General features: G+C 74.5%; 11 protein-coding genes and 1 pseudogene. 10 read left to right on the top strand and 2 right to left on the bottom strand.

Going from position 1 to position 16082, the window contains the following annotated elements; translation table 11 throughout:
• Nucleotides 1-75 precede the first annotated feature (75 nt).
• The 8 genes and pseudogenes from fes (ACIQFU_RS10725) (at nucleotide 76) to ACIQFU_RS10760 (ending at nucleotide 10873) form a co-directional block, all read left to right on the top strand.
• On the top strand, nucleotides 76-1413 hold the full coding sequence (fes, locus tag ACIQFU_RS10725; RefSeq protein ID WP_402550510.1) for an enterochelin esterase: 1338 nt from the start codon (nucleotides 76-78) through the stop codon (nucleotides 1411-1413).
• Between the two features lie 54 nt (nucleotides 1414-1467).
• On the top strand, nucleotides 1468-2442 hold the full coding sequence (locus tag ACIQFU_RS10730; RefSeq protein ID WP_402550511.1) for an ABC transporter substrate-binding protein: 975 nt from the start codon (nucleotides 1468-1470) through the stop codon (nucleotides 2440-2442).
• Nucleotides 2439-3224, top strand: coding sequence for a 2,3-dihydro-2,3-dihydroxybenzoate dehydrogenase (locus ACIQFU_RS10735; RefSeq protein WP_402550512.1), 786 nt, complete (start codon nucleotides 2439-2441; stop codon nucleotides 3222-3224). Before ACIQFU_RS10730 ends, ACIQFU_RS10735 begins: the two co-directional genes overlap by 4 nt.
• 52 nt (nucleotides 3225-3276) lie before the next feature.
• Complete coding sequence (locus tag ACIQFU_RS10740) at nucleotides 3277-4488, top strand: isochorismate synthase (protein WP_402550513.1); 1212 nt, start codon at nucleotides 3277-3279, stop codon at nucleotides 4486-4488.
• A pseudogene (locus ACIQFU_RS10745) lies at nucleotides 4479-6101 on the top strand ((2,3-dihydroxybenzoyl)adenylate synthase); the annotation flags it as partial. The gene ACIQFU_RS10740 and the pseudogene ACIQFU_RS10745, both read left to right, overlap by 10 nt.
• A gap of 132 nt (nucleotides 6102-6233) precedes the next feature.
• The gene (locus ACIQFU_RS10750; protein ID WP_402550543.1) at nucleotides 6234-6764 is read left to right on the top strand and encodes an isochorismatase family protein; all 531 of its coding nucleotides are present in this window, start codon (nucleotides 6234-6236) and stop codon (nucleotides 6762-6764) included.
• Between the two features lie 3 nt (nucleotides 6765-6767).
• On the top strand, nucleotides 6768-7004 hold the full coding sequence (locus ACIQFU_RS10755) for a phosphopantetheine-binding protein (RefSeq protein WP_402550514.1): 237 nt from the start codon (nucleotides 6768-6770) through the stop codon (nucleotides 7002-7004).
• A gap of 47 nt (nucleotides 7005-7051) precedes the next feature.
• Nucleotides 7052-10873 carry an amino acid adenylation domain-containing protein gene (locus ACIQFU_RS10760; protein WP_402550544.1) on the top strand — a complete coding sequence of 1274 codons (3822 nt, stop codon included), beginning with the start codon at nucleotides 7052-7054 and terminating at the stop codon, nucleotides 10871-10873.
• 12 nt (nucleotides 10874-10885) lie between these two features.
• On the opposite strand, the gene fes (ACIQFU_RS10765) is transcribed toward ACIQFU_RS10760, so the two are convergent.
• Nucleotides 10886-12235, bottom strand: coding sequence for an enterochelin esterase (gene fes, locus ACIQFU_RS10765; protein WP_402550515.1), 1350 nt, complete (start codon nucleotides 12233-12235; stop codon nucleotides 10886-10888).
• A gap of 128 nt (nucleotides 12236-12363) precedes the next feature.
• On the opposite strand from fes (ACIQFU_RS10765), the gene ACIQFU_RS10770 reads away from it, so the two are divergent.
• Nucleotides 12364-14160 (top strand): hypothetical protein, encoded by a 1797-nt coding sequence (locus ACIQFU_RS10770; RefSeq protein ID WP_402550516.1) that lies wholly within the window; start codon nucleotides 12364-12366, stop codon nucleotides 14158-14160.
• Between the two features lie 92 nt (nucleotides 14161-14252).
• Entirely contained in the window at nucleotides 14253-15311 is a 1059-nt protein-coding gene (locus tag ACIQFU_RS10775; protein WP_402550517.1) for a YncE family protein, read from the top strand.
• 27 nt (nucleotides 15312-15338) lie between these two features.
• On the opposite strand, the gene ACIQFU_RS10780 is transcribed toward ACIQFU_RS10775, so the two are convergent.
• The gene (locus ACIQFU_RS10780) at nucleotides 15339-15995 is read right to left on the bottom strand and encodes a TetR/AcrR family transcriptional regulator (protein ID WP_402550518.1); all 657 of its coding nucleotides are present in this window, start codon (nucleotides 15993-15995) and stop codon (nucleotides 15339-15341) included.
• Nucleotides 15996-16082 lie beyond the last annotated feature (87 nt).

Consider the following 16082-nt stretch of genomic DNA (forward strand, 5'->3'; position numbering starts at 1 on the left):
TTTAGCTGTTGACGATTTCGTCGGCGGCTGTTGGGTCCTGCCCGCCCTCTGCCCAGCGGTTCACGGAGAACGCCGATGACCACGCTCCCCCGCCCCACCTCCCGCGGTGCCGCCGCGCCGGACGTCCGCCCGGTCCGGATCACGGGCCCGCGCGTCGCACGCCTGCTGGAGGAGACCCAGGGTGCGGACGAGGCCCGGCGGACGGCGCTGGCCGCCGCGTTCTGGACCGAGACGGAACGTCTGGGCACCCCGCTGATCGAGGAGATCGAGGGCGAACCGGACCACCGGGCGGTCACGTTCCTGTGGCGGGGACACCGCGCCACGCGCCTGGTCCTGCTGTTCGGCAACCGCATCACCGACCGCGACCGGCTGGCCGGTTCGCTGCTGGAGCGGGTGCCCGGCACGGACGTGTGGCATCTGGGCCTGCGGCTGCGCGCCGACCACCGCGGCTCCTACCGGCTGGCCGCCGAATCCTCGCTCAGGGAGGCCCCCTCCGACCCGGTCGCCCTCCAGCAGCAGCTGCGCTCGCTGTCCGCGCACGCCGCGGTCGACCCGCTCAACCACCGTACGGTGGTCACCCGTTGGCAGCCGGCCGACAGCTCGGTCTTCTCCCTGCCCGACGCCCCCTCCGAGCCCTGGGCCGGCCGCCGGGGCGCCGTGCCGGCCGGGCGGGTGGAGCGCCACCGGGTGCCGGGCACGGAGCCCGTCGGCGACCGCGACACCTGGGTCTATCTGCCGCCGGGGCACGACCACACCGCCGACGCACCGCTGCCGGTCGCGGTGGTGTGCGACGGCGACATGTGGTTCGGGCGGCTCGGTCTCGGCCACACGCTGGACGCACTGATCGCCGACGGCGCGCTGCCGCCCCTCGTGGTGGTCGCGCCGGACGCCGTGGACCGGCACACCCGGTGGCGCGACCTCGGCTGCCGGGAGCCGTTCGTCGCCTTCCTGGCGGACGAGTTGCTGCCCTGGGCGGCCGGGCGCTGGCCGCTGACCACCGACCCGCGCCGGACCGTGGTCACCGGTCAGAGCCTCGGCGGCATGACCGCGCTCTACGCCGGCCTCCTGCGCCCGGACCGCTTCGCCAATGTGCTCGCCCAGTCCCCCTCGCTGTGGTGGCGCCCCGGCCTGCCGCCCGCAGGCGCGGTCAAACCCCCGGTGTACGGGACGCCCTGGCTCGTCGGCCGCTTCACCTCCGGCTCCGCCGAGCCCCTGACCGTACACCTGGACGTCGGGCTGCACGAGGGCTCCATGGTCGACCATGCCCTCGCCCTCCGCGACGCCCTGCACACGACGGGCCACCGCGTCAGCTACGACGCGTACAACGGCGGCCACGACTACGTCTGTTGGCACGGTGCCCTCGCCACCGGTCTGGTGCGTCTGCTGGAAACGGACACCGCGCCCGCCCTGTGAACCACTCAACTCCCCGTCCATTCACCTCTTCTCGCGCCAAGGAGTCCTCTTCCCATGTCGTTCGTACACCCCTCCCGCAGATCCCTCGTGCCGTCCGTCGCCGCCGTCGCGGCGGGAGCCCTGCTCCTTACCGGCTGCGGCGACGACGGCGGCGACGACGCGGGCGGCCAGAACGCGAGCACACGGCAGATCACGGACGCGACGGGCCGCGCGGTCGACGTGCCGACCGAGCCGAAGAAGGTCGTCACCCTGAGCGAGCCCACCCTCGACGCCGCCCTGGCGCTCGGCGTCGAGCCGGTCGGCGCGACCGCGGGACGCGGACAGCAGGGCGTCTCCGCCTATCTGGCCGACAAGGCGGACAAGGTGCAGGTCGTCGCCACGGTCGCCGAGGCCGACATGGAGAAGCTGGCCGCGCTGCAACCCGACCTGATCCTGCTCGACGAGACCACGGCGGTGAAGAAGGAGGTCTCCAAGCTGGAGTCCATAGCCCCGACCGTGGTCACCGCCAAGCTCAACGAGGACTGGAAGAAGGCCTTCTCCGCCACGGCCGACGCGCTGAACCGGAAGTCCGAGGCGGAGAAGCTGCTCAGCGGCTTCGACGCCGACGTGAGCGCCGCGAAGGGCAAGCTGGGCGCGAACGCCGGCGCGGTCGTCAGCGTGGTCCGCTGGCAGAACAAGGCGCCGTCCGTGGTGGGCCGGGGCGTGGGCCACGTGGGGGCCACCCTCACCGCCCTCGGCCTGGACCGGCCGAAGGACCAGCGGGGCGTCGGCACCGGGCACAGCGAGCCGGTCAGCCTGGAGAAGCTCGCCACGATCGACGGGGACTGGCTGTTCTTCGGCACCCTGGGCGAGAAGACCGACGGGGAGAAGGCGTACGCCGAGGCCCGGCAGGCGCCCAACTTCGGCAGGCTGAAGGCCGAGCGGGAGGGCCATGTCGTCGTGGTCCAGGGCTCCGCGTGGAACAGCGCGGGCGGCCCTCTCGCCGCCCGGATCGTCCTGGACGACCTGACCAAGGCGCTCACCTCGTGAGCGCCGGACTCGACGGGCGGCTCGCCCTCGTGACCGGCGCGGGCCGGGGGATCGGCGCGGCCGTCGTCACCGCGCTCGTCGAACAGGGCGCCCGCGTCCTCGCCACCGACCGGACGGCCCGGGGAGTCGAGGAACTCGCCGCGGAGCACGGCCCGGACCGGGTCGTCGCACGCCGCCTGGACGTCACCGACGCCGACGCCGTGGACTCGCTGGTCGACGAGACCGAACGCGCCGTCGGTCCCCTGGACATCGCCGTCAACGTGGCCGGGATCCTGCGCCCGTCGGGCGTCGTGGACCTCACCGACGAGGACTGGGCGGCCACGTTCGCCGTCAACTCCACCGGCGTGTTCCACGTCTCCCGCGCCGCCGCCCGCCGGATGAGCGCACGCGGGCGCGGCAGCATCGTCACCGTCGCCTCCAACGCGGCCGGAGTTCCCCGGGCGGGACTCGCCGCCTACGCCGCCTCCAAGGCCGCCGCCGTCATGTTCACCAAGTGTCTCGGCCTGGAGGTGGCCGGGCGGGGCGTGCGCTGCAACACGGTCTCCCCCGGCTCCACCCTCACCGACATGCAGCGCGCGCTGTGGACGGCCGGCGAGGAGACGGCCTCGGCGCGGCGCGTGATCGACGGAGACCTCGCCTCGTACCGCACGGGCATCCCGCTGGGCCGGATCGCCGACCCGGCCGACATCGCCGACGCGGTGGTCTTCCTGGCCTCCGACCGCGCCCGGCACATCACGATGCACGACCTCTACGTCGACGGCGGCGCCACCCTGCGGGCCTGACCCGCCGGCCCCTCCCCCGGGACCGCTCACGCCACCCCCACAGGAGACAGCCATGTCCCTTTCCCTGCACGAACCGCTTCGCGATTTCCCGCACTCCACCACGCCGGGCGCCCCCGGCGCCGCGACCGCCCTCCTCGGGTCGTACCGCCCCGCCGTCGACCGCTTCCTCGCCACCCCCCACCGGACCCTGCTGGGCCGCGGCACCGCCGCCGCGATACCCCACGACCCGCGCCCGCCCGCCGTGCGGGTCCGCGAGGTGCTGGACGCACTGCGCCGGCCGGGCGACCCGGTGCCGCTGGTCGTCGGCGCGCTGCCCTTCGCCCCGGACGCGCCGCCCTCGCTCGCGGTGCCCGAGTCGGTGCGCTGGGCGCCGCCCCTGCGGGAGGACCCGCTGATCGCCCTGCCCGTCCCCGAGGGCGTGGACCGGCCGCGGTGGACGGTGCGGGAGGTACCCGAACCGGAGCGGTACGGTGCGGCGGTCGCGGCCGCGGTCGCGCGGATTCGGGCCGGGGAGTTCGACAAGGTCGTCCTCGCCCGCACCCTGGAACTCACCTCCGCCCACGAGCCCGACCTGCCCGCGATGCTGCGCCGCCTGGCCCGGCGCGACCCCGCCGGCTACACCTTCGCCGTGCCCGGCGGCCCGGGCCGCACCCTGATCGGGGCCAGCCCCGAACTGCTCGTCGCCCGGCGGGGCGGCCGGCTGACCGCCAACCCGCTCGCGGGCTCGGCGCCCCGCAGCGAGGACTTGGCCGAGGACGTCCGGCGCGCGGTCGCCCTGCTGGAGTCCGAGAAGGACCTGCACGAACACGCCGTCGTCGTGGCCGCCGTACGCGAGGCGCTCGCGCCGCTGTGCGGCGCGCTGGAGGTGCCCGAGCGGCCCACCCTGGTGCGCACGGCGGCCATGTGGCACCTGTCGACCACGATCACGGGCGAGGTGGCCGACGCCGGGACGACCGCGCTGGACCTGGCGACCGCCCTGCACCCCACGCCCGCCGTGTGCGGCACCCCGACCGAGACGGCACGGGCCGTGATCACCGAGTCCGAGCCCTTCGACCGGGGCGCCTACACCGGCGTGGTCGGCTGGCAGGACGCGGACGGCGACGGCGAGTGGGTCGTCACGATCCGCTGCGCCGAGGCCGAGGGCCGGACGCTGCGGCTGTTCGCCGGCGCCGGAGTGGTGGCGGCCTCCACGCCCGAGTCCGAGACGGCGGAGACCGCCGCCAAGTTCCGTACGTTCCTCGACGCGGTGGGAGCATCGCTGTGACCCTCACCCCCGGCGTGGACGCGCCCACCTGGCCGGCCGAGTTCGCCGCACGCTACCGCGCCGCGGGCCACTGGCGCGGCGAGACCATCGGCGGTGTGCTCCGCGAGCGTGCCGCCGAACACCCCGACCGGATCGCCCTGGTCGACCCGGCACCCGAGCGCCGGACCTGGACCTACCGGGAGCTGGACGAGGGCGCCGACCGGCTCGCCGCCGGGTTCCTCGCCCGCGGCATCGGCAAGGGCGACCGGGTCGTCGTCCAACTGCCCAACACCGGCGAGTTCTTCGAGGTGGTCCTCGCCCTGTTCCGCATCGGCGCGCTGCCCGTGTACGCGCTGCCCGCGCACCGGGAGACGGAGATCGCCCACTTCTGCTCCTTCACCGAGGCCGTCGCGTACGTCGTCCCGGACGTGCACGCGGGCTACGACCACCGGGAACTCGCCTCCCGGATGCGCGAGTCGGCTCCCGGGCTCAGGCACGTGTTCGTGGCGGGCGAGCCCGGCGAGCACACCGCGCTGGCCGACGTGCCGTGCGAGCCCTCCGCACCGTTCGACGGACCCGAGCCGCACGAGCTGGCGTTCCTCCAGCTGTCGGGCGGCACGACGGGCGTGTCCAAGCTGATCCCGCGCACCCACGACGACTACCTGTACTCGGTGCGGGGCTCCAACGAGATCTGCGGCGTGGAGGCCGGCACCCGGTTCCTCGTCGTGCTGCCCGCCGCCCACAACTTCCCGATGAGTTCCCCCGGCTGGCTGGGCATGCTGTACGCGGGCGGCACGGTGGTGCTGTGCCCGAAGCCCGACCCGGACACCGCGTTCCCGCTGATCGCCCGGGAGCGGATCACGATGACGGGCCTGGTGCCGCCGCTGGCGCTGGTGTGGACGCAGGCCGCGACCGAGACCGCGCACGACGTGTCCAGCCTGGAGCTGCTGCTCGTCGGCGGCGCCAAGTACAGCGAGCAGGCGGCCAGGCGGCTGGAGCCGGCGCTGGGCTGCCGGCTGATGCAGGTCTTCGGGATGGCCGAGGGTCTGGTCAACTACACGCGGCTGGACGACGACACCGAGACCGTCGTCACCACGCAGGGGCGGCCGATCTCCCCGGACGACGAGGTCCGCGTCGTCGACGACGCCGACCGGGACGTCCCCGACGGGGAGTCCGGGCATCTGCTCACCCGCGGTCCGTACACGATCCGCGGCTACTGGCGGGCGCCGGAGCACAACCGGCGGGCCTTCACCGAGGACGGCTTCTACCGCACCGGTGACGTCGTGCGCCGCACCCCGACGGGCCATCTCGTGGTGGAGGGCCGGGCCAAGGACCAGATCAACCGCGGCGGCGAGAAGATCGCGCCGGAGGAGGTCGAGAACATCATCCTCGGCCATCCGTCCGTGCACGACGTGTCGGTGGTCGCGGTGCCCGACGACTACCTGGGCGAACGCTCCCTGGCCTACGTCATCCTGCGCGAGGGCGCCGGACCGCTGCGGCCGGTCGCGGTCAAGCGGTTCGTGCGCGAGCGCGGCATCGCCGCCTACAAGGTGCCCGACCTCGTCGAGTTCGTCGACGCCTTCCCGCAGACCGGCGTCGGCAAGATCAGCAAGAAGCACCTGCGCTCCGCCGCCGGTGGGTCCGGCCCCGAGAGGCCCTCCCCCGTGGCCCTGCCCGCCATCGCCCCGTACCCGCTCCCTGCCGCGGACGAACTCCCCGCGAACCGCGTGTCCTGGACGGTGGACCCCGGGCGGGCCGTCCTGCTGGTGCACGACCTCCAGCAGCACTTCCTGTCCGCCTTCCCGGCCGGTGAGCAGCCCCTGACCGGCATGCTCGGCAACACCGCGCGGCTGCTCAAGGAGTACCGCCGCCTCGGTGTCCCGGTCGTCTACTCGGCCCAGCGCGGCGGTCAGACGCCCGAGGAGCGCGGACTCCAGCTCGACTTCTGGGGACCCGGCGCCGCCGACGACCCCGGGGCCCTCGCCGTGCCGGACGCGGTGGCGCCCGAGGACGGGGACACGCTGCTCACCAAGTGGAAGTACAGCGCCTTCGTCCGTACGGGCCTGGCGGACCTGCTGCGCGAGACGGGCCGCGACCAGCTCGTGGTCGTCGGCGTGTACGCGCACATCGGCGTGCTGATGACGGCGGCCGACGCCTGGCAGCGGGACCTGCGCGCCTTCGTCGTCGCCGACGCGGTCGCCGACTTCTCCCGCGAGGACCACGACATGGCGCTGCGCTGGGCCGCCGGCCGCTGCGCGGTCGTCACCACCACCGACGCGCTCCTCAAGGAGGTCTGAGCCGTGGCACCCACCCCGCTCACCGTGGAACGGATCCGCGCCGACGTCGCCGACTGCCTCGGCGAGGACCCGGCGGACATCCCCGTCGACGAGAACCTCGTCGACTACGGCCTGGACTCGGTCCGGGTCATGACGCTGCTGGAACGCTGGCGCCGCGAGCACGCGGTGACGGCCGGCTTCGCCGATCTGGCCGAACGGCCGGCCATCGAGGCCTGGGCTCCCCTGCTGGGGGCGGTGTGAGCGTCCCCGGACCGGCCGGACTCCCGCTGACCGCGGCGCAGTCCGGCATGTGGTACGCGCAGGCCCTGGACCCGCTCAGCCCCGCGCAGAACACCGCCGAGTGCCTGGAGATCGACGGCTCGCTCGACCCCGAGCTGTTCGCCGCCGCCCTGCGCCGGGTGACCGCCGAGGCCGACGCGCTGCGTGTGGTCCGTGTCGAGGACACCCCCGAGGGACCCCGCCAGTACGTCGCCGACGCCGTCGAACTCCCGTTGACCGTGCGGGAGCCAGCCGACGAGGCCGAGGCGGAGGCGTGGATGAGCGCCGACCTGGCCGAGCCCTTCGACCTGGCGAGGGGCCCGCTGTTCCGGCACGCCCTGTTCCGCGTCGGGCCGGACCGCTGGCTGTGGTACCAGCGCGTCCACCACCTCGTCATGGACGGCTACGGCTACTCCCTCCTGGTGCGCCGCACCGCCGAGGTGTACTCGGCGCTCGCCCGCGGCAACGAGCCCGCCCCGCGCACCTTCGGCTCCCTCGCCGACCTGGTCGCCGACGACGCGGCGTACCGCGCCTCACCGGCCTTCGACGCGGACCACGCCCACTGGACCGAGGCGTTCGCCGACCGTCCCCGGGCACCCCGGCTCGCGGGGCGCGGGGCGCTGCCGTCCCGGACCTTCCTGCGCCGCGGCGCCCACATGTCCCCGGAGACGACGCTGCGGCTGCGGGACCTCGCCGCGCGCCTGCGCGCCACCTGGCCGGACGTGCTGATCGCCGCCCAGGCCCTCTGCGTCTCCCGCGTCACCGCGCAGCAGGACGTGGTGCTCGGCCTGCCGATGATGGGCCGCATGGGCTCGGTGTCCCTGCGCGTGCCCGGCATGGTGATGAACGTGCTGCCGCTCAGGCTCGCCGTGTCCCCCGGCGCGACCCTCGCCGAACTGGTGCGGCAGGTGGTACTCGGCGTCCGCGAGGTGCGGCGCCACCAGCGCTACCGCTACGAGGAGATCCGCCGCGACCTGGGCCTGCTGGGCGAGAGCCGGGCACTGGTCGGCCCGCTCGTCAACATCATGCCGTTCGACTACGGCGTGGACTTCGCGGGCGCCCCCGCGCTCGCCAGGAACCTCTCCGCGGGCCCGGTGGACGACCTGACGGTCAACGTTTACGACCGTGCCGACGGCCGCGGCCTGCGCATCGACCACGACGGCAACCCGGCCCTGTACGACGGCGACGCCCTGGCCGCGCACCAGGACCGGTTCCTCCACCTGGTGGACCGGCTGACCCTCGACGACCCGCACCGCCCGCTCGCCGAGCACGCCGTACTCACCCCGGCCGAACGGACCCTGGTCCTGGAGGAGTTCAACCGCACCGACCGCGCCCTGCCCCCGACCACACTGATCGGGCCGATCGAGTCGCGGGCCGCCCGCAACCCGCACGCCACCGCGCTCGTGTACGGGGACACCACGCTGACCTACGAACAGCTGAACGTCCGCGCCAACCGCCTCGCCCGGCACCTGCAGTCCCTGGGCGCCCGGCCCGGCGCGGTGGTCGCCGTCTCCGTGCCGCGCTCGGCCGAGCTGGTCGTGGCCCTGCTCGCCGTGCTCAAGGCCGGTGCGGCCTATCTGCCGCTGGACCCGGACTACCCGGCGGCGCGTCTGACGTACATGCTCGAGGACGCGGCTCCCGTCTGCGCCGTCGCCGACCGGGCCGGCCGCCTCCAGGACGACACGGGCACCGAGACGGTCGTCCTGGACGGCCTCGACGTGTCGGCGTACTCGTGGACGAACCCGCCCCGGTCCCTCACCCCCGCCCATCCCGCGTACGTCATCTACACGTCCGGTTCGACGGGCCGCCCCAAGGGTGTCGTTGTCCCCCACCGGGCGATCGACAACCGGCTGCGGTGGATGCAGCACGCGTACGGGCTGACCGCCGGGGACCGGGTCCTGCAGAAGACGCCGTCGTCGTTCGACGTGTCGGTGTGGGAGTTCTTCTGGCCGCTGCGGGAGGGTGCGGTGCTGGTGGTCGCCGAGCCGGGTGGCCACAAGGATCCCGTGTACCTGGCCCGGCTGATCCGCGAACAAGCGGTCACCACCTGCCACTTCGTGCCCTCGATGCTCCAGGTGTTCCTGGCCGCCCCGGAGTCGGCCGGGTGCGGGGACGCGCTGCGCCGGGTCTTCTGCAGCGGGGAGGCGCTGCCCCGCGAGACCGCGCAGGCCTTCGCGGGACTGCTTCCGGACGTCGGGCTGCACAACCTGTACGGGCCGACGGAGGCCGCCGTCGACGTCACCCACCACGCCTGCGACCCGGTGGAGGGGGGCCCGGTGCCGATCGGCCGGCCGGTGTGGAACACCCGCCTGTACGTGCTGGACGCGGCACTCCAGCCGTGCCCGCCGGGCGTGCCCGGCGAGCTGTATCTGGCGGGGGTGCAGCTGGCCGACGGGTATCTGGGCCGGCCGGAGCTGACGGCGTCCCGGTTCGTGCGCGACCCCTTCGGTCCCGCGGACGCCAGGATGTACCGCACGGGCGACCTGGCGCGCTGGACCGCCGGGGGCGAGGTCGAGTACCTCGGCCGCACCGACCACCAGGTCAAGCTGCGCGGGCAACGCGTCGAACTCGGCGAGATCGAGGCGGCGCTCACCGCCCGGCCCGGCGTCGAGGGTGCCTGCGCGGTCGTGTGGGAGGACCGTCTCGTCGGCTACGTGACCGGTGACGCCGACCCGGCGGACGTACGGGCGGCGCTGGCCCGCGAGTTGCCGGAGCACATGGTCCCGGCCGCCGTCGTGGTCCTGGCGGCGTTCCCGCTCTCCCCGAGCGGCAAGCTGGACCGTCGTGAGCTGCCCGCCCCGGTCTTCTCCGGCGGCGCGGGCGCGCGGCGCCCCACCTCCGCGCGGGAGGCGGCCCTGGTCCGGCTGTTCGCCGAGGTGCTGGAGGCGGACGGGGTCGGACCCGAGGACGCCTTCTTCGACCTGGGCGGCACGTCGCTGCTCGCGGTGCGGCTGGTGGCGCGGGTACGGGAGGAGTTCGGCGCGGAACTGACCATCGGCTCCCTGTTCGAGGCGCCGACACCCGCGGCGCTCGCCGCCCGGCTGGACGCGGCCGGACCGGCCGCCGAGGACGCGCTGGGCGTCGTACTGCCCCTGCGGACCGAGGGCGAGGGGACACCGCTGTTCGCCGTCCATCCGGCGGGCGGCCTCTCCTGGTGCTACGCCGGGCTGGCGGCGCGGCTGGGTCCGCAGCAGTCCGTGTACGGCGTGCAGGCCCGCGGTCTGGCCGGCGACGAGCGGCTGCCGCGCACGCTGCTGGAGGAGGCGGAGGACTACGTACGGGAGATCCGCCGCATCCAGCCGCACGGCCCGTACCGTCTGCTCGGCTGGTCGGTGGGCGGAGTGCTCGCGCACACCATGGCGGTGCTGCTCCAGCGCGCCGGTGAGCGGGTCGACCTCCTCGCGCTGCTCGACGCCTTCCCCTCCGAGCAGTGGCGGGAGCGGCCCGCGCCCGAGGAGGGCGACGCGCTGACCGCGGTGCTGCGCATGGCGGGCTTCGACCGGGCCGGCGAGCGCGACCGTGAGGACGTGCTGGCCACGCTGCGCCGGGCGGGCAGCCCCCTCGCCGGGCTGCCCGAGCGCACCCTGTCCCGGATCGTCGACATCGTGCCCAACCACGCCCGCATGATGCGCGCGCACGAACACGCCCGCTACGACGGCGACGTGCTGTTCTTCACGGCCGCCGCCCCGCGCGCCGAGGACTGGCTGACGCGCGAGGCGTGGCGCCCCCATGTGAGCGGCGCGATCACCAATCACGACCTGGACTGCACCCATCCGCAGCTGATGCGGGACCGGTACCTCGACGACGTGGCGACGGTGCTCGCCGCGCGTCTGAAGGAACTCCGGGCGTAACCCGGGCGGCGGTCAGCGGCCGAGCAGCTCGACCAACCCGTCGGCCAGTTCGGTGCGCCAGCACAGGTAGTCGTGGCCGCCGTCGAACTCACGGTAGGAGGTGTCGTGGCAGCCGATCGAGGCGAGGGTGTCGCGCAGCCTTCGGGCGGCCGGCAGGGCCACCCACTCCTGTGTGCCGAAGGAGAGCCGGAAGCGCACCGGCGGGCGGGGCCCCTCGGCGAGTGCCCGGGTGAGCCACTCCGCCTCCGGTCCGTCGGGCCACCAGAACGACCCGGACTGGACGAGGGCGTTGCCGAAGCGTCCCGGCGCCGCCACGGCCGCGTACGCGGCGGTCAGCCCGCCGAGGCTCTGACCGGCGACGACGGTGCGCGCCGGGTCGGCGGTGAGGGGGAGCCGCCCGGCCGCCCAGGGCAGCAGCTCGCGGGCGAGGAAGTCCACGTACTCGGGCCGGCAGGACAGTTCGGCCCAGCGCGTCGCCTCGTCCACGGCCTCCGGCAGCACGGCGGCCGTCGGCGGGATGCGCCCGTCGGCGATCAGGTTGTCGAGCAGGTGGGCCAGACCGAGTCGCGGTCCCCAGTGCTCTCCGTCGAGCAGGACCAGGACCGGCAGCCCGCCCGGCTCCCGGGCGCCGCCCGGCGGTTCGTACAGCCAGACCCGGCGGCTGCCGCCGATGCGTGCACTGACCACGGCGTGCTCGGTGAGAGTGCCGTGCGGCACGCCGGGGCGGGGCACCCAGTCCAGCGCGCGCGGGGCGGCGGGGAGTTCGGCGTACGACACGGGCTCGCCGTCCCAGCGGTGGGGCAGCGCACGGGAGTTGTGGGGGTCGGAGCGCCGGTGGGTGCGCAACCGACGCCAGTACGCGGGGGTCCGCGGTGCGGGCTCCTCCTCGTTCTCCGCGGTGGTGTGCGGGGCGGTGGCGTGCGAGTCGTCGTCGTGCGGGGCGCTGTCGTGCGGGTCGTCGACGTAGAAGTCGTACGTGCCGCGCCAGTCGTGGCGCAGGCGCAGCGTCCAGTGCCACACGTCCGTGCCGGGGGCGCGCTCCATGAGGTTCCCGGCGGGGTCGCGCGGGTCGCCGAGCTTGTTCGGGAGGACCTGGACGGCCCGGGTGGTGGGGGTGCCGCGCCACAGGAACGTCACCGCGCGGTACTCCCCTCCGCCCAGCGGGTCCGGTCCCACCAGGGGTGTGCCCCGTTCGCGCACACCGGCCCAGAAGTCCTCGACCCCCTCCGCATCCGGCAGTCGGCACACCGGGTCGGCGAGCCGGGGCACCGGCACGGGGCGGGGCAGCCGGGGCGGGTGGTGCGGGGCGCCCGCGGGAGGGCGGGCCGCGAACACGGGTGGGGAATCCAATTGACCGTCCATGATCTCTAGGTTAGGTTAGCCTTACCTTAGTTGATCGCACGTGCCCTTCGCGCCGCCTGTCGCCGCCACCGCCGTGCCGTCACTTCTCTTCTCCTCTCTGCGACGTTCGCCTGCCAGGAGCAGCCAACATGACCTCTGACAGATCCGCTTCGCCCTCCGGTGCCCGGCTGAGCCGCGTGGTCGCCCTGACCGCCGGCGCGACGCTGGGCCTGGGCGCCCTCTGCGCCGTCCCCCTGGCCACGGCCGGTTCCGGAAACGCGGAGGCCACCGACGCGGTGGCACTGGCGGCTGACACGACCGCTCCCGCGGTCACCCTCGGCGCGACCTCGGTCGAGCCGGGCGGGCAGGTGCCGTTCACGGCCGCCGGGTTCCCGGCCGGGGGCACGCTGAGCGTCAAGTTGGACGACACGACGCTGCTCGGACAGTTCCCCGTCGGCGACGACGGCAGCGTCGCCGGGAGGGTGACGATCCCCGCCGGCGCGAGTCCGGGCGGCGGCCACTGGCTGCGTTTCCTGGCCCCGCAGACGAGCGTCAGGAGCGAGAACCTGACCGTCACGGCCACCACGCCCTCCCCCTCGCCCACACCCGAGCCCACCCCCACGCCCAAGCCGACCCCGTCCACGCCCGTCGCCGACCCGAAGGTACGGCTGACCGGCGGCGCCAAGGTGACCGCGGGCGGGCGGACGACCTTCGCGCTCTCCGGGTTCGCCAAGGGCCAGAACGTCACCGTGAAGCTGGACGACGAGACCATTCTCGGCCAGTGGCCGGGGGCGGTGAAGGCGGACGGCACCTTCACGGGCACGGTGACGATCCCGAGGTCCGCCGCGGCCGGCGCGCACTGGCTGCGGATCCTCGCCCCCGGCCCCGCCACCAGCCTCAAGGCCGACATCACGGTCACGGCACCGGCAAGCGGGGGAACGGGCAACGGCGGTACGGGCGGAAGCGGTTCGGGCAACGGCGGGGCCGGGAGCGGTTCGGCGGGCGGCAGCGGACAGGGCGGTTCCGGTGCGGCCGGCGGATCGGGCACGGCCGGCGGATCGTCGTCGGCCGGCGGTTCCGGCAGCAGCGCCGGAGCGGCCGCCACGATCACCGCGGGCTCCCGCGTTGCCGCGGGCGACCGGGTGTCGTTCCGGGTGACGGGCTTCCCGGCGGGACGGCGACTGACGGTCAAGCTGGACGACACGAAGATCCTGGGCCAGTGGACGGTCGGCGCCGACGGGTCGTACGCCGGCGGTGTCACCGTCCCCGCCGGCACCGCGAAGGGCACCCACTGGCTGCGCTTCCTCTCCCCCGACCCGCCGACCAGCCTCCGGGCCGACTTCACCGTGACGTCGGCGGCCTCCGGCGGGGCGGGGGCGTCCGCGGTGACCGCCGCGAACGGCAAGGCGTCGGCCACGCCCGTCCCCGCCGCGTCCGGCGCACCGGCGAGTGCCACCAACGACGCCGGCGCCAAGGCCGAGATCACCGCGAGCCGGGTGCAGCCGGGCGGCACGCTCCACTTCCGGGTGACCGGGTTCCCCGCCGGGGAGCAGGTCACCGTCAAACTCGACGACGAGGGCATCCTCGGCCAGTGGGACGCCGACGACAGCGGCGGCTACGAGGGCGATGTCGCCGTCCCCGCGGACACGCCCACCGGGGACCACTGGCTGCGCTTCCTCGCGCCCAACCCGCCCACCTCCCTGAAGGTGGAATTCACGGTCACCGCCGGCCCTGCGGGCGACGCGCAGTCTTCCTCGTCGTCCTCCGCCGGCACCCCGGACACGACCGCGAAGACCCTCATCGCGGCGACCGTCGCGTCCCCCGTCTCCTACGCCACGATCGCCTGGTCGGCCGCCGCCGCCGCGGTCGGCGGGGCCGCCGGGGCCGCGGCCACCACGTTCTGCGTCGTACGCCGGCGCGCATCCCGGCCCGCCGAGGCCGGCTGACCCCACCGCCGCCCGCCACCCCACGGGCGGCCCCGAGCCACTTCTCCCCTCAGCAGTTTCCGCAGATTCCCGAGAAAGGGAGTTCCACCACCATGTCCATCCCTGCCATCCGCACCCATAGCCGCCGTACGGTGCTCACCGCCGCCGTCGCCGTGGCGGTCGCCGCCGGCAGCACACTGACCCTGGCGGGCACCGCGTCCGCGCACACCTCCGGTTCGAAGGTCACCACCGCCGAGCTCGCCAAGGGCCTCTACCAGTCGGCGTACTCCGAGCGGAACAACGTGCTGTGGGTCACCGCGGCCGTGGGCCGTCCGCCGGTCACCGAGTCGCACCTGCTGAAGGTCGACCCGCGCTCCCTCGCCGTGAAGGCCGACCTGACCCCGCCGGTCACCGACGACGCCACCGGCGCCGTCGAGGCCGTCTACGGCGTGGCGGTGGACGACGAGCACAACACCGTCTGGACGACCAACACCCGGGACAACAGCGTCTCCGTCTACAGCCAGCGCACCGGCGAGCACCTGGCCAGCCTGCCGAACGTCGCCCACGCCCGTGAGATCGTCGTGGACGAGCGGCACAACACGGTGTGGGCGAGCGGCTTCGGCGACGGCACGCTGGTCGCCTTCGACTCCAAGTCCCTCAAGGAGAAGGAGCGCGTCACCGTCGACGGGGCCTCCCCGACCGGCCTGGCCGTCAACGAGCGCACGGGCGCCCTCTACGCGGCCGACCTCGACAACGACCGGCTGATCGAGCTGCGGCGCGGCTCCACGTCCCCGCGCTTCCTGCCGGCCGGCGACGGCCCGATCTCCGTGTCGCTGTCCCGCGACGGCCGGACCGCCTACACCGCCGACCAGACCTCCGGCACCGTCTCCGTGGTCGACCTGAGAAAGGGCGTCGTCACCAAGTCCGTGGCGACCGGCGCCGGCGCCCTGTCCGTGGCGACCGACGAGCGCTCCGGCGACGTCCTCGTCGTCAACCGCACCGACGCCACGGTCACCCGCGTCGACCCGCGCCGGGGCCGCGTCGAGGAGACCGTCACCACCGGCGCCAACCCCAACCACGTGGAGATCGCGGACGGCACCGCCTACGTGGTCGACAAGTCGGGGGCCGGTGCCGCCGAGGACACCGTGACCCGGATCCGCCTGGCCCGCTGACCGCACCCGTTCGCCTTCCGGCGCCCGTCACTCCCCGCCCCGGGGCGTGACGGGCGCCAGCCACATGCCCACGATCGCGTCCACGAGACCGTCGGCCGCGTCCTGCCAGCTGGCACGCGGGGTGGGACGGTTCTCGGCCAGGGCCCGCTCCCGCTCCTCCGCCGTGTGCACGATGAGGTGGCGGGCCATGTCGCCCCGCTCCGCGCGGACCTCGTCCGGCAGCGCGGGCATGCACCGGTTGCGTCCCTCGATGATCGCCCGCAGGGAGACGGACTCCCGGGACTCCTCGGTCATGATCTGCCGCAGCGCCGGATCGGTCATGACCTGGGCACAGAACCGCGCGTACCAGGTGGGGCTGCCCAGCGCCGCCAGATGGTCGAACTGGGGACGGACCAGGCAGTCCACCCAGTCGCGCAGGTCGGGGGAGTCGCCGAGGGCGGCGAGCTGCCGGGCGCGCAGTTCCTCGACCTTCTCCGAGTGGCGCTGCGCGATGGCCCGGACGAGGTCCGCCTTGGTGCCGAAGTGGTAGCCGACCGCGGCGTTGTTGCCCTGTCCGGCGGCCTCGCTGACCTGGCGGTTGGACACGGCGTACACCCCGTGCTCGGCGAACAGCCGCTCGGCGGTGGTCAGGATCAGCTGCCGGGTCGCGCTGACCTGTTCCGTCCGGACCGTCCTGCCCGCCATGATCACCACCGCGCCGGGACTCTCTCCGTACCGCCCGCGACGACCAGTCCCTCGAGTCGTCGCAGGTCCGCCGACGTACGGCGGGTT

The sequence above is a fragment of the Streptomyces sp. NPDC093065 genome, from assembly GCF_044754585.1.
Classification (GTDB): domain Bacteria; phylum Actinomycetota; class Actinomycetes; order Streptomycetales; family Streptomycetaceae; genus Streptomyces.

Excerpts from the sequence above, each read along its gene's own strand:
- ACIQFU_RS10730 (WP_402550511.1), top strand. The coding sequence starts at position 1,468 with ATGTCGTTCGTACACCCCTCCCGCAGATCCCTCGTGCCGTCCGTCGCC.
- ACIQFU_RS10760 (WP_402550544.1), top strand. The coding sequence starts at position 7,052 with ATGTGGTACGCGCAGGCCCTGGACCCGCTCAGCCCCGCGCAGAACACC.
- fes (WP_402550515.1), bottom strand. The coding sequence starts at position 12,235 with ATGGACGGTCAATTGGATTCCCCACCCGTGTTCGCGGCCCGCCCTCCC.
- ACIQFU_RS10740 (WP_402550513.1), top strand. The coding sequence starts at position 3,277 with ATGTCCCTTTCCCTGCACGAACCGCTTCGCGATTTCCCGCACTCCACC.
- ACIQFU_RS10770 (WP_402550516.1), top strand. The coding sequence starts at position 12,364 with ATGACCTCTGACAGATCCGCTTCGCCCTCCGGTGCCCGGCTGAGCCGC.
- fes (WP_402550510.1), top strand. The coding sequence starts at position 76 with ATGACCACGCTCCCCCGCCCCACCTCCCGCGGTGCCGCCGCGCCGGAC.
- ACIQFU_RS10780 (WP_402550518.1), bottom strand. The coding sequence starts at position 15,995 with ATGGCGGGCAGGACGGTCCGGACGGAACAGGTCAGCGCGACCCGGCAG.
- ACIQFU_RS10775 (WP_402550517.1), top strand. The coding sequence starts at position 14,253 with ATGTCCATCCCTGCCATCCGCACCCATAGCCGCCGTACGGTGCTCACC.